Source organism: Escherichia sp. MOD1-EC6162 (assembly GCF_002965125.1).
GTDB lineage: Bacteria > Pseudomonadota > Gammaproteobacteria > Enterobacterales > Enterobacteriaceae > Escherichia > Escherichia marmotae.
In genome coordinates, this window is the sequence record NZ_PTSB01000041.1 from 1 (window position 1) to 14631 (window position 14631).

Here is a 14631-nt window from a genome sequence, read left to right on the forward strand (position 1 = left end):
CTATCGAACTGCCGGAAGGCGTAGAGATGGTAATGCCGGGCGACAACATCAAAATGGTTGTTACCCTGATCCACCCGATCGCGATGGACGACGGTCTGCGTTTCGCAATCCGTGAAGGCGGCCGTACCGTTGGCGCGGGCGTTGTAGCTAAAGTTCTGAGCTAATTGCCGATAACATTTGACGCAATGCGCAATAAAAGGGCATCATTTGATGCCCTTTTTGCACGCTTTCGTACCAGAACCTGGCTCATCAGTGATTTTCTTTGTCATAATCATTGCTGAGACAGGCTCTGTTGAGGGCGTATAATCCGAAAAGCGAATACGCGTTTCGATTTGGTTTGCCTCGCGATCGCGGGGTGAAAATGTTTGTAGAATACTTCTGACAGGTTGGTTTATGAGTGCGAATACCGAAGCTCAAGGAAGCGGGCGCGGCCTGGAAGCGATGAAGTGGGTCGTTGTGGTGGCATTGCTCCTGGTGGCAATTGTCGGCAATTACCTTTATCGCGACATTATGCTGCCGCTGCGTGCGCTGGCCGTAGTAATTCTGATTGCTGCAGCGGGTGGTGTCGCGCTGTTAACGACAAAAGGTAAAGCAACCGTTGCTTTTGCCCGTGAAGCGCGTACCGAAGTCCGTAAGGTCATTTGGCCGACTCGCCAGGAAACATTGCACACCACGCTGATTGTGGCTGCGGTTACCGCAGTAATGTCACTGATCCTGTGGGGACTGGATGGTATTCTGGTTCGCCTGGTATCCTTTATCACTGGCCTGAGGTTCTGAGATGTCTGAAGCTCCTAAAAAGCGCTGGTACGTCGTTCAGGCGTTTTCCGGTTTTGAAGGCCGCGTAGCAACATCGCTGCGTGAGCATATCAAATTACACAACATGGAAGAGTTGTTTGGCGAAGTCATGGTCCCGACTGAAGAAGTCGTTGAGATCCGTGGCGGTCAGCGTCGCAAAAGCGAACGCAAATTCTTCCCTGGCTACGTCCTCGTTCAGATGGTGATGAACGATGCGAGCTGGCACCTGGTGCGCAGCGTACCGCGTGTGATGGGCTTCATCGGCGGTACTTCCGATCGTCCGGCGCCAATCAGCGATAAAGAAGTCGATGCGATTATGAACCGCCTGCAGCAGGTTGGTGATAAGCCGCGTCCGAAAACGCTGTTTGAACCAGGTGAAATGGTTCGTGTTAATGATGGTCCGTTCGCTGACTTCAACGGTGTCGTTGAAGAGGTTGATTACGAGAAGTCTCGTCTGAAAGTCTCTGTTTCTATCTTTGGTCGTGCGACCCCGGTAGAACTGGACTTCAGCCAGGTTGAAAAAGCCTAACACAGCGATCAAAAAAGCGGCGATTAAATCGTTGCACAAGGCGCGAGATTGGAATACAATTTCGCGCCTTTTGTTTTTATGGGCCTTGCCCGTAAAACGATTTTTTATATCACGGGGAGCCTCTCTGAGGCGCTATTACCCAACTTGAGGAATTTATAATGGCTAAGAAAGTACAAGCCTATGTCAAGCTGCAGGTTGCGGCTGGTATGGCTAACCCGAGTCCGCCAGTAGGTCCGGCTCTGGGTCAGCAGGGCGTAAACATCATGGAATTCTGCAAAGCGTTCAACGCAAAAACTGATTCCATCGAAAAAGGTCTGCCGATTCCGGTAGTTATCACCGTTTACGCTGACCGTTCTTTCACTTTCGTTACCAAGACTCCGCCGGCAGCAGTTCTGCTGAAAAAAGCGGCTGGTATCAAGTCTGGTTCCGGTAAGCCGAACAAAGACAAAGTGGGTAAAATTTCCCGCGCTCAGTTGCAGGAAATCGCGCAGACCAAAGCTGCCGACATGACCGGTGCCGACATTGAAGCGATGACTCGCTCCATCGAAGGTACTGCACGTTCCATGGGCCTGGTAGTGGAGGACTAAGAAATGGCTAAACTGACCAAGCGCATGCGTGTTATCCGCGAGAAAGTTGATGCGACCAAACAGTACGACATCAACGAAGCTATCGCTCTGCTGAAAGAGCTGGCGACTGCTAAATTCGTAGAAAGCGTGGACGTTGCTGTTAACCTCGGCATCGACGCTCGTAAATCTGACCAGAACGTACGTGGCGCAACTGTACTGCCGCACGGTACTGGCCGTTCCGTTCGCGTAGCCGTATTTACCCAGGGCGCAAATGCTGAAGCTGCTAAAGCTGCAGGCGCTGAGCTGGTAGGTATGGAAGATCTGGCTGATCAGATCAAGAAAGGCGAAATGAACTTTGACGTTGTTATTGCTTCTCCGGATGCAATGCGCGTTGTTGGCCAACTGGGCCAGGTTCTGGGTCCGCGCGGCCTGATGCCAAACCCGAAAGTGGGTACTGTAACGCCGAACGTAGCTGAAGCGGTTAAAAACGCTAAAGCTGGCCAGATCCGTTACCGTAACGACAAAAACGGCATCATCCACACCACCATCGGTAAAGTGGACTTTGACGCTGACAAACTGAAAGAAAACCTGGAAGCTCTGCTGGTTGCGCTGAAAAAAGCAAAACCTACTCAGGCGAAAGGCGTGTACATCAAGAAAGTTAGCATCTCCACCACCATGGGTGCAGGTGTTGCAGTTGACCAGGCTGGCCTGAGCGCTTCTGCAAACTAATGCCTTTACGTGGGCGGTGATTTTGTCTACAATCTTACCCCCACGTACGTTAACGAAAGTTAGCGGCTAAAAAGATTTGTTCGTTGGAGCCTGGCCTAATCCAGGCCTCCGTCGAAGACCGCAGGTGTTTCGTAAGAGACTTAATACCCTGCGTAGACGGTGACAGAACGCTAAGATTATTCTTTTATATTCTGGCTTGTTTCTGCTCACCGTAATTAAGACGCTCTCTCCGTTTGGAGGAGTGAAGTGAGTTCCAGAGATTTTCTCTGGCAAACATCCAGGAGCAAAGCTAATGGCTTTAAATCTTCAAGACAAACAAGCGATTGTTGCTGAAGTCAGCGAAGTAGCCAAAGGCGCGCTGTCTGCAGTAGTTGCGGATTCCCGTGGCGTAACTGTAGATAAAATGACTGAACTGCGTAAAGCAGGTCGCGAAGCTGGCGTATACATGCGTGTTGTTCGTAACACCCTGCTGCGTCGTGCTGTTGAAGGTACTCCGTTCGAGTGCCTGAAAGATGCGTTTGTTGGTCCGACCCTTATTGCATACTCTATGGAACACCCGGGCGCTGCTGCTCGTCTGTTCAAAGAGTTCGCGAAAGCGAATGCAAAATTTGAGGTCAAAGCCGCTGCCTTTGAAGGTGAGCTGATCCCGGCGTCTCAGATCGACCGCCTGGCAACTCTGCCGACCTACGAAGAAGCAATTGCACGCCTGATGGCAACCATGAAAGAAGCTTCGGCTGGCAAACTGGTTCGTACTCTGGCTGCTGTACGCGATGCGAAAGAAGCTGCTTAATCGCAGTTATCTGTTTAACGCATTCGCTTACGTATAAACTTATTCTGATATTCAGGAACAATTTAAATGTCTATCACTAAAGATCAAATCATTGAAGCAGTTGCAGCTATGTCTGTAATGGACGTTGTAGAACTGATCTCTGCAATGGAAGAAAAATTCGGTGTTTCCGCTGCTGCTGCTGTAGCTGTAGCTGCTGGCCCGGTTGAAGCTGCTGAAGAAAAAACTGAATTCGACGTAATTCTGAAAGCTGCTGGCGCTAACAAAGTTGCTGTTATCAAAGCAGTACGTGGCGCAACTGGCCTGGGTCTGAAAGAAGCTAAAGACCTGGTAGAATCTGCTCCGGCTGCTCTGAAAGAAGGCGTGAGCAAAGATGACGCTGAAGCACTGAAAAAAGCTCTGGAAGAAGCTGGCGCTGAAGTTGAAGTTAAATAAGCCAACCCTTCCGGTTGCAGCCTGAGGAATCAGGCTGATGGCTGGTGACTTTTTAGTCACCAGCCTTTTTGCGCTGTAAGGCGCCAGTAGCGTTTCACACTGTTTGACTACTGCTGTGCCTTTCAATGCTTGTTTCTATCGACGACTTAATATACTGCGACAGAGCGTCCGCTCTGTGTAAATCGCAATGAAATGGTTTAAGCGTGATAGCAACAGGCATTGCGGAAAGTATCCATTTTCCGGTCAACAAAATAGTGTTGCACAAACTGTCCGCTCAATGGACAGATGGGTCGACTTGTCAGCGAGCTGAGGAACCCTATGGTTTACTCCTATACCGAGAAAAAACGTATTCGTAAGGATTTTGGTAAACGTCCACAAGTTCTGGATGTGCCTTATCTCCTTTCTATCCAGCTTGACTCGTTTCAGAAATTTATCGAGCAAGATCCTGAAGGGCAGTATGGTCTGGAAGCTGCTTTCCGTTCCGTGTTCCCGATTCAGAGCTACAGCGGTAATTCCGAGCTGCAATACGTCAGCTACCGCCTTGGCGAACCGGTGTTTGACGTCCAGGAATGTCAAATCCGTGGCGTGACCTATTCCGCACCGCTGCGCGTTAAACTGCGTCTGGTGATCTATGAGCGCGAAGCGCCGGAAGGCACCGTAAAAGACATTAAAGAACAAGAAGTCTACATGGGCGAAATTCCGCTCATGACTGACAACGGTACTTTTGTTATCAATGGTACTGAGCGTGTTATCGTTTCCCAGTTGCACCGTAGTCCGGGCGTCTTCTTCGACTCCGACAAAGGTAAAACCCACTCTTCGGGTAAAGTACTGTATAACGCGCGTATTATTCCTTACCGTGGTTCCTGGCTGGACTTCGAATTCGATCCGAAGGACAACCTGTTCGTACGTATCGACCGTCGCCGTAAACTGCCTGCGACCATCATTCTGCGTGCCCTGAATTACACCACTGAACAGATCCTCGACCTGTTCTTCGAAAAAGTTATTTTCGAAATCCGTGATAACAAGCTGCAGATGGAACTGGTGCCGGAACGCCTGCGTGGTGAAACCGCATCTTTTGACATCGAAGCTAACGGTAAAGTGTACGTAGAAAAAGGCCGCCGTATTACTGCGCGCCACATTCGCCAACTGGAAAAAGACGACGTAAAACTGATCGAAGTCCCGGTTGAGTACATCGCAGGTAAAGTAGTTGCTAAAGACTATATTGATGAGTCTACCGGCGAGCTGATCTGCGCAGCGAACATGGAGCTGAGCCTGGATCTGCTGGCTAAGCTGAGCCAGTCTGGTCACAAGCGTATCGAAACGCTGTTCACCAACGATCTGGATCACGGCCCGTATATCTCTGAAACCTTACGTGTCGACCCAACTAATGACCGTCTGAGCGCACTGGTAGAAATCTACCGTATGATGCGTCCTGGCGAGCCGCCGACTCGTGAAGCCGCTGAAAGCCTGTTTGAGAACTTGTTCTTCTCCGAAGACCGCTATGACCTGTCTGCGGTTGGTCGTATGAAGTTCAACCGTTCTCTGCTGCGTGAAGAAATTGAAGGTTCTGGTATCCTGAGCAAAGACGACATCATTGATGTTATGAAAAAGCTCATTGATATCCGTAACGGTAAAGGCGAAGTCGATGATATCGACCACCTCGGCAACCGTCGTATCCGTTCTGTTGGCGAAATGGCGGAAAACCAGTTCCGCGTTGGCTTGGTACGTGTAGAGCGTGCGGTGAAAGAGCGTCTGTCTCTGGGCGATCTGGATACCCTGATGCCTCAGGACATGATCAACGCCAAGCCGATTTCTGCAGCAGTGAAAGAGTTCTTTGGTTCCAGTCAGTTGTCTCAGTTTATGGACCAGAACAACCCACTGTCTGAGATTACGCACAAACGTCGTATCTCCGCACTCGGCCCAGGCGGTCTGACCCGTGAACGCGCAGGCTTCGAGGTTCGAGACGTACACCCGACTCACTACGGTCGCGTATGTCCAATCGAAACCCCTGAAGGTCCGAACATCGGTCTGATCAACTCCCTGTCCGTGTACGCACAGACTAACGAATACGGCTTCCTTGAGACTCCGTATCGTAAAGTAACCGACGGTGTTGTAACTGACGAAATTCACTACCTGTCTGCTATCGAAGAAGGCAACTACGTTATCGCCCAGGCGAACTCCAACCTGGATGAAGAAGGCCACTTCGTAGAAGATCTGGTAACCTGCCGTAGCAAAGGCGAATCCAGCTTGTTCAGCCGCGACCAGGTTGACTACATGGACGTATCCACCCAGCAGGTGGTATCCGTCGGTGCGTCCCTGATCCCGTTCCTTGAACACGATGACGCCAACCGTGCATTGATGGGTGCGAACATGCAACGTCAGGCCGTTCCGACTCTGCGTGCTGATAAGCCGCTGGTTGGTACTGGTATGGAACGTGCTGTTGCCGTTGACTCCGGTGTAACTGCGGTTGCTAAACGTGGTGGTGTCGTTCAGTACGTGGATGCTTCCCGTATCGTTATCAAAGTTAACGAAGACGAGATGTACCCGGGCGAAGCAGGTATCGACATCTACAACCTGACCAAATACACCCGTTCTAACCAGAACACCTGTATCAACCAGATGCCTTGCGTGTCTCTGGGTGAGCCGGTTGAGCGTGGTGATGTGCTGGCTGATGGCCCGTCCACCGACCTCGGTGAACTGGCGCTCGGTCAGAACATGCGCGTGGCGTTCATGCCGTGGAACGGCTACAACTTCGAAGACTCCATCCTCGTATCCGAGCGTGTTGTTCAGGAAGACCGTTTCACCACCATCCACATCCAGGAGCTGGCGTGTGTGTCTCGTGACACCAAGCTGGGGCCAGAAGAGATCACCGCTGATATCCCGAACGTGGGTGAAGCTGCGCTCTCCAAACTGGATGAATCCGGTATCGTTTACATTGGTGCGGAAGTGACCGGTGGCGACATCCTGGTTGGTAAGGTAACGCCGAAAGGTGAAACCCAACTGACCCCAGAAGAGAAACTGTTGCGTGCGATCTTCGGTGAGAAAGCGTCTGACGTTAAAGACTCTTCTCTACGTGTACCAAACGGTGTATCCGGTACGGTTATCGACGTTCAGGTCTTTACTCGCGATGGCGTAGAAAAAGACAAACGTGCGTTGGAAATCGAAGAAATGCAGCTCAAACAGGCGAAGAAAGACCTGTCTGAAGAACTGCAGATCCTCGAAGCGGGTCTGTTCAGCCGTATCCGAGCTGTGCTGGTAGCCGGTGGTGTTGAAGCTGAGAAGCTCGACAAACTGCCGCGCGATCGCTGGCTGGAACTGGGCCTGACCGACGAAGAGAAACAAAATCAGCTAGAACAACTGGCTGAGCAGTATGACGAACTGAAACACGAGTTCGAGAAGAAACTCGAAGCGAAACGCCGCAAAATCACCCAGGGTGACGATCTGGCACCGGGCGTGCTGAAGATTGTTAAGGTATATCTGGCGGTTAAACGCCGTATCCAGCCTGGTGACAAGATGGCAGGTCGTCACGGTAACAAGGGTGTAATTTCTAAGATCAACCCGATCGAAGATATGCCTTACGATGAAAACGGTACGCCGGTAGACATCGTACTGAACCCGCTGGGCGTACCGTCTCGTATGAACATCGGTCAGATTCTGGAAACCCACCTGGGTATGGCTGCTAAAGGTATCGGTGACAAGATCAATGCCATGCTGAAACAGCAGCAGGAAGTCGCAAAACTGCGCGAGTTCATCCAGCGTGCCTACGATCTGGGCGCTGACGTTCGTCAGAAAGTTGACCTGAGTACCTTCAGCGATGAAGAAGTGATGCGCCTGGCTGAAAACCTGCGCAAAGGTATGCCGATCGCAACGCCGGTATTCGACGGTGCGAAAGAAGCGGAAATTAAAGAGCTTCTGAAACTTGGCGACCTGCCGACTTCTGGTCAGATCACCCTGTACGACGGCCGCACTGGTGAACAGTTCGAACGCCCGGTAACCGTAGGTTACATGTACATGCTGAAACTGAACCACCTGGTCGACGACAAGATGCACGCGCGTTCTACCGGTTCTTACAGCCTGGTTACTCAGCAGCCGCTGGGTGGTAAGGCACAGTTCGGTGGTCAGCGTTTCGGGGAGATGGAAGTGTGGGCGCTGGAAGCATACGGCGCGGCATACACCCTGCAGGAAATGCTCACCGTTAAGTCTGATGACGTGAACGGTCGTACCAAGATGTATAAGAACATCGTGGACGGCAACCATCAGATGGAACCGGGCATGCCAGAATCCTTCAACGTATTGTTGAAAGAGATTCGTTCGCTGGGTATCAACATCGAACTGGAAGACGAGTAATTCTCGCTCAAACAGGTCACTGCTGTCGGGGTAAAACCCGGCAGCGGATTGTGCTAACTCCGACGGGAGCAAATCCGTGAAAGATTTATTAAAGTTTCTGAAAGCGCAGACTAAAACCGAAGAGTTTGATGCGATCAAAATTGCTCTGGCTTCGCCAGACATGATCCGTTCATGGTCTTTCGGTGAAGTTAAAAAGCCGGAAACCATCAACTACCGTACGTTCAAACCAGAACGTGACGGCCTTTTCTGCGCCCGTATCTTTGGGCCGGTAAAAGATTACGAGTGCCTGTGCGGTAAGTACAAGCGCCTGAAACACCGCGGCGTCATCTGTGAGAAGTGCGGCGTTGAAGTGACCCAGACTAAAGTACGCCGTGAGCGTATGGGTCACATCGAGCTGGCTTCTCCGACTGCGCACATTTGGTTCCTGAAATCGCTGCCGTCCCGTATCGGTCTGCTGCTCGATATGCCGCTGCGTGATATCGAACGCGTACTGTACTTCGAATCCTATGTTGTTATCGAAGGCGGTATGACCAACCTGGAACGTCAACAGATCCTGACTGAAGAACAGTATCTGGATGCGCTGGAAGAGTTCGGTGATGAATTCGACGCGAAGATGGGTGCGGAAGCTATTCAGGCACTGCTGAAGAGCATGGATCTGGAGCAAGAGTGTGAAACTCTGCGTGAAGAGCTGAACGAAACCAACTCCGAAACCAAGCGTAAAAAACTGACCAAGCGTATCAAACTGCTGGAAGCATTCGTTCAGTCTGGTAACAAGCCAGAGTGGATGATCCTAACCGTTCTGCCGGTTCTGCCGCCAGATCTGCGTCCGCTGGTTCCGCTGGATGGTGGTCGTTTCGCGACTTCTGACCTGAACGATCTGTATCGTCGCGTCATTAACCGTAACAACCGTCTGAAACGTCTGCTGGATCTGGCAGCGCCGGACATCATCGTACGTAACGAAAAACGTATGCTGCAGGAAGCGGTTGATGCCCTGCTGGATAACGGTCGTCGCGGTCGTGCGATCACCGGTTCTAACAAGCGTCCTCTGAAATCTTTGGCCGACATGATCAAAGGTAAACAGGGTCGTTTCCGTCAGAACCTGCTCGGTAAACGTGTTGACTACTCCGGTCGTTCTGTAATCACCGTAGGTCCATACCTGCGTCTGCATCAGTGCGGTCTGCCGAAGAAAATGGCGCTGGAGCTGTTCAAACCGTTCATCTACGGCAAGCTGGAACTGCGTGGTCTTGCTACCACCATCAAAGCTGCTAAGAAAATGGTTGAACGTGAAGAAGCTGTCGTTTGGGATATCCTGGACGAAGTTATCCGCGAACACCCGGTACTGCTGAACCGTGCACCGACTCTGCACCGTCTGGGTATCCAGGCATTTGAGCCGGTACTGATCGAAGGTAAAGCTATCCAGCTACACCCGCTGGTTTGTGCGGCATATAACGCCGACTTCGATGGTGACCAGATGGCTGTTCACGTACCGCTGACGCTGGAAGCCCAGCTCGAAGCGCGTGCGCTGATGATGTCTACCAACAACATCCTGTCTCCGGCGAACGGCGAACCAATCATCGTTCCGTCTCAGGACGTTGTGCTGGGTCTGTACTACATGACCCGTGACTGTGTTAACGCCAAAGGCGAAGGCATGGTGCTGACTGGCCCGAAAGAAGCTGAGCGTATTTATCGCGCTGGCCTGGCCTCTCTGCATGCGCGCGTTAAAGTGCGTATCACCGAGTATGAAAAAGATGCTAACGGTGAATTAGTCGCGAAAACCAGCCTGAAAGACACGACCGTTGGCCGTGCCATTCTGTGGATGATTGTACCGAAAGGTCTGCCTTACTCCATCGTCAACCAGGCGCTGGGTAAAAAAGCAATCTCCAAAATGCTGAACACCTGCTACCGCATTCTCGGTCTGAAACCGACCGTTATTTTTGCGGACCAGATCATGTACACCGGCTTTGCATATGCAGCGCGTTCCGGTGCATCTGTTGGTATCGATGACATGGTCATCCCGGAGAAGAAACACGAAATCATCTCCGAGGCAGAAGCAGAAGTTGCTGAAATTCAGGAGCAGTTCCAGTCTGGTCTGGTAACTGCGGGCGAACGCTACAACAAAGTTATCGATATCTGGGCTGCGGCGAACGATCGTGTATCCAAAGCGATGATGGATAACCTGCAAACTGAAACCGTTATTAACCGTGACGGTCAGGAAGAGAAGCAGGTTTCCTTCAACAGCATCTACATGATGGCCGACTCCGGTGCGCGTGGTTCTGCGGCACAGATTCGTCAGCTTGCGGGTATGCGTGGTCTGATGGCGAAGCCGGATGGCTCCATCATCGAAACGCCAATCACCGCGAACTTCCGTGAAGGTCTGAACGTACTCCAGTACTTCATCTCCACCCACGGTGCTCGTAAAGGTCTGGCGGATACCGCACTGAAAACCGCGAACTCCGGTTACCTGACTCGTCGTCTGGTTGACGTCGCGCAGGACCTGGTGGTTACCGAAGATGATTGTGGTACTCATGAAGGTATCATGATGACCCCAGTTATCGAGGGTGGCGACGTTAAAGAGCCGCTGCGCGATCGCGTACTGGGTCGTGTAACTGCTGAAGACGTTCTGAAGCCGGGTACTGCTGACATCCTCGTTCCGCGCAACACACTGCTGCACGAACAGTGGTGTGACCTGCTGGAAGAGAACTCTGTCGACGCGGTTAAAGTTCGTTCTGTTGTATCTTGTGACACCGACTTTGGTGTATGTGCGCACTGCTACGGTCGTGACCTGGCGCGTGGCCACATCATCAATAAAGGTGAAGCTATCGGTGTTATCGCGGCACAGTCCATCGGTGAACCGGGTACACAGTTGACCATGCGTACGTTCCACATCGGTGGTGCGGCATCGCGTGCGGCTGCTGAATCCAGCATCCAGGTGAAAAACAAAGGTAGCATCAAACTCAGCAACGTGAAGTCGGTTGTGAACTCCAGCGGTAAACTGGTTATCACTTCCCGTAACACCGAACTGAAACTGATCGACGAATTTGGTCGTACCAAAGAAAGCTACAAAGTGCCTTACGGTGCGGTACTGGCGAAAGGCGATGGCGAACAGGTTGCTGGCGGCGAAACCGTTGCAAACTGGGATCCGCACACCATGCCAGTTATCACTGAAGTAAGCGGTTTTGTTCGCTTTACTGACATGATCGACGGCCAGACCATTACTCGTCAGACCGACGAATTGACCGGTCTGTCTTCGCTGGTTGTTCTGGATTCTGCAGAGCGTACCGCAGGTGGTAAAGATCTGCGTCCGGCACTGAAAATCGTTGATGCTCAGGGTAACGACGTTCTGATCCCAGGTACTGATATGCCTGCGCAGTACTTCCTGCCGGGTAAAGCGATTGTTCAACTGGAAGATGGCGTACAGATCAGCTCTGGTGACACTCTGGCGCGTATTCCGCAGGAATCTGGCGGTACTAAAGACATCACCGGTGGTCTGCCGCGCGTTGCAGACCTGTTTGAAGCTCGTCGTCCGAAAGAGCCGGCAATCCTGGCTGAAATCAGCGGTGTCGTTTCCTTCGGTAAAGAAACCAAAGGCAAACGTCGTCTGGTTATCACCCCGGTAGACGGCAGCGAACCGTACGAAGAGATGATTCCGAAATGGCGTCAGCTCAACGTGTTCGAAGGTGAACGTGTAGAACGTGGTGACGTTATTTCCGACGGTCCGGAAGCACCGCACGACATTCTGCGTCTGCGTGGTGTTCATGCTGTTACTCGTTACATCGTTAACGAAGTACAGGACGTATACCGTCTGCAGGGCGTTAAGATTAACGATAAACACATCGAAGTTATCGTTCGTCAGATGCTGCGTAAAGCCACCATCGTTAACGCAGGTAGCTCCGACTTCCTGGAAGGCGAACAGGTTGAATACTCTCGCGTCAAGATCGCAAACCGCGAACTGGAAGCGAACGGCAAAGTGGGGGCAACTTACTCCCGCGATCTGCTGGGTATCACCAAAGCGTCTCTGGCAACCGAGTCCTTCATCTCTGCAGCATCGTTCCAGGAAACTACACGTGTCCTGACCGAAGCCGCTGTTGCAGGTAAACGTGATGAACTGCGCGGTCTGAAAGAGAACGTTATCGTTGGTCGTCTGATCCCAGCCGGTACGGGTTATGCGTATCACCAGGATCGTATGCGCCGCCGTGCCGCAGGTGAGGCTCCGGCTGCACCGCAGGTGACTGCAGAAGACGCATCTGCCAGCCTGGCAGAACTGCTGAACGCAGGTCTGGGTGGTTCTGACAACGAGTAATCGTTAATCCACAAATAACTTAAAAACCCGCTTCGGCGGGTTTTTTTATGGGTTTAGTTCAGAATTCATATAGTTAACCAGAAATATTAAGAAAGGCAGGGCGAAACGAGGAAGAAGCTTTTCGCCCTGGACAACATTCCTGCTGACGGCACTACCATAAAAAAACGGAAGACTTTCAACAAGTTTCCGTTTTCCATCTTTCGTAACTGCTCGGAATAAATTTATGCTCTTACATTCAGTCTCAAAACCGTTGCGAGGCGCGTCCCAGATAGCTGTCCCAGTCTTTCCATACCGGCTGCAAGCCCTGGGCGGTCAACGCGGCGGCAACAACTTCTGGCCTGCGATCGTCGTGCGGTGAGAATTGTTCCAGTTCAGGGTGACCGTCGGCATAGCCACCTGGCTGCGTTTTCGAGAAGGCGCTGACGTTATTTATTGCCAGCGGAATAACGCGATCGCGAAACCACGGTGATTCCCGCGTGGAGAGTGAGAGTTCAATCTCCGGCGCAAACAGGCGGAAGGAGCAGATGGTTTGCACTAGCTGGCGTTCATCCATAATCGACGCTGGTTCAATGCCGCCAGTACATGGCCGCAACCGTGGGAAGGAGACAGAGTAGCGGCTTTGCCAGTAATGCTGTTGCAGCCACAGCAAATGCTCGGCAACCATGTAGCAGTCAACGCGCCAGTTGTCGGAAAGGCCGATTAGCGCGCCAAGGCCTATCTTATCAATCCCCGCACGACCCAGTCGGTCTGGTGTTTCCAGTCGCCAGAAGAAGTCCTGTTTTTTCCCTTTCAGATGATGGCGGGCATACGTCGCCTCGTGATATGTCTCCTGATAAACCATTACCCCATCCAGACCAAGTTGCTTTAACTCGGCGTATTCCGCTTCTGTCAGTGGTTGTACTTCCATCTGTAGCGAAGAGAACTGTTCACGCAGGATAGGAAGGTGGCGACGAAAGTAATCCATCCCTACTTTCGCCTGATGTTCACCGGTGACCAGCAACAGATGCTCAAAGCCCATTGCCTTAATAGCGGCGCTTTCCCTGGCGATGTCTGCTTCATCCAGCGTTTTGCGCTTGATGCGATTGCTCATGGAAAATCCACAATAGGTGCAGTCGTTAGCACAAAGATTAGAAAGATAGAGCGGGACGTAGAAGTTGACGGTATTGCCAAATCGTTGGCGTGTCAGACGTTGCGCCCGTTGGGCCAGTGGTTCCAGATAATCACTGGCGGCAGGCGAGAGCAATGCCATCATGTCGTCGCGGGTAAGTGACGGCGCATTTAGCGCCCGCTCTACGTCAGCGGCCGTTTTACTGTTGATGCGCAGACGGATGTCGTCCCAGTCCAGTTCTCGCCAGCGATTGCTGAAGGTTTTCATGCTGAAACCTCCAGAAATCCGGTCAGTGGGCTGGTGGCATGAGCAAAGCTACTTCGGCTGCCAGGCCCAGCCTGACGCGCCAGCAGGCCAGCTTCTACTGCCAGACGAAATGCTTTTGCCATGTTGATGGGATCGTCCGCGACGGCAATCGCTGTATTTACTAATACGGCGTCGGCCCCTATTTCCAGCGCCTGCGCGGCATGACTCGGAACGCCGATGCCCGCATCAACCACCACCGGAACCGTGGCTTGCTGGATAATAATCTCCAGCATGGCGCGGGTTTCCAGTCCCTGATTAGAGCCAATTGGTGCGCCGAGCGGCATTACCGCCGCGCAACCGACTTCTTCCAGACGTTTGCACAATACCGGATCGGCACTGCAGTAGGGCAGCACGACAAATCCCTGCTGCACCAGTGTTTCGGCGGCTTTCAGGGTTTCGATGGGATCGGGCAACAACCAGCGGGCGTCAGGGTGAATCTCCAACTTCAGCCAGTGTGTGCCTAACGCCTCACGTGCCAGGTGAGCAGCGAAAATGGCTTCTTCTGCTGTTTTCGCCCCGGAAGTATTCGGCAGCAGCGTCACACCCGCAGCGATAAGCGGATCGAGGATAGCGTCGTTGTGCTGGCGCAAGTCGACGCGTTTCATTGCCAGCGTCACCAGTTGACTGCCGGAAGCGCGGATCGCCTCCACCATCAGTTGCGAAGAGGCGAATTTCCCGGTGCCGGTAAACAGATGTGAATCAAACGTTTTGTCCGCAATACGTAACATC

The 14631-nt window shown here is 52.2% G+C and carries 10 protein-coding genes and 1 pseudogene; 9 read left to right on the plus strand and 2 right to left on the minus strand.

Features of this window, described 5'->3' with window-relative positions:
* The 9 genes and pseudogenes from tuf to rpoC all read left to right on the plus strand — a co-directional run.
* Positions 1-164 (plus strand): annotated as a pseudogene (gene tuf, locus A9587_RS22175) (elongation factor Tu); the annotation flags it as partial.
* Positions 165-393: 229 nt separating this feature from the next.
* Positions 394-777, plus strand: a complete 384-nt coding sequence (gene secE / locus A9587_RS22180; protein WP_001275702.1) for a preprotein translocase subunit SecE — start codon at positions 394-396, stop codon at positions 775-777.
* 1 nt (position 778) lies between these two features.
* Positions 779-1324, plus strand: coding sequence for a transcription termination/antitermination protein NusG (gene nusG / locus A9587_RS22185; RefSeq protein ID WP_001287521.1), 546 nt, complete (start codon positions 779-781; stop codon positions 1322-1324).
* Between the two features lie 158 nt (positions 1325-1482).
* Positions 1483-1911, plus strand: coding sequence for a 50S ribosomal protein L11 (gene rplK, locus A9587_RS22190; protein WP_001085926.1), 429 nt, complete (start codon positions 1483-1485; stop codon positions 1909-1911).
* A 3-nt stretch (positions 1912-1914) separates the two neighbouring features.
* A complete protein-coding gene (rplA, locus tag A9587_RS22195) occupies positions 1915-2619 on the plus strand; it encodes a 50S ribosomal protein L1 (RefSeq protein ID WP_001096679.1) in 705 nt (234 codons plus the stop codon).
* 292 nt (positions 2620-2911) lie between these two features.
* Complete coding sequence (gene rplJ / locus A9587_RS22205; RefSeq protein WP_001207201.1) at positions 2912-3409, plus strand: 50S ribosomal protein L10; 498 nt, start codon at positions 2912-2914, stop codon at positions 3407-3409.
* Between the two features lie 66 nt (positions 3410-3475).
* On the plus strand, positions 3476-3841 hold the full coding sequence (gene rplL, locus A9587_RS22210; RefSeq protein ID WP_000028878.1) for a 50S ribosomal protein L7/L12: 366 nt from the start codon (positions 3476-3478) through the stop codon (positions 3839-3841).
* 318 nt (positions 3842-4159) lie between these two features.
* Entirely contained in the window at positions 4160-8188 is a 4029-nt protein-coding gene (gene rpoB, locus A9587_RS22215; RefSeq protein WP_001314338.1) for a DNA-directed RNA polymerase subunit beta, read from the plus strand.
* Positions 8189-8264: 76 nt separating this feature from the next.
* Positions 8265-12488: a DNA-directed RNA polymerase subunit beta' gene (gene rpoC, locus A9587_RS22220; RefSeq protein WP_000653962.1), complete on the plus strand. Its 4224-nt coding sequence runs from the start codon at positions 8265-8267 to the stop codon at positions 12486-12488.
* Positions 12489-12729: 241 nt separating this feature from the next.
* Here the strand turns inward: rpoC and thiH are convergent, their stop codons facing one another.
* Together thiH and thiG are read right to left on the minus strand one after the other, a co-directional pair.
* The gene (thiH, locus tag A9587_RS22230; protein ID WP_001517534.1) at positions 12730-13863 is read right to left on the minus strand and encodes a 2-iminoacetate synthase ThiH; all 1134 of its coding nucleotides are present in this window, start codon (positions 13861-13863) and stop codon (positions 12730-12732) included.
* Positions 13860-14630, minus strand: coding sequence for a thiazole synthase (gene thiG / locus A9587_RS22235; protein ID WP_105263922.1), 771 nt, complete (start codon positions 14628-14630; stop codon positions 13860-13862). The genes thiH and thiG overlap by 4 nt, the downstream gene beginning before the upstream one ends.
* Position 14631: the final 1 nt, after the last annotated feature.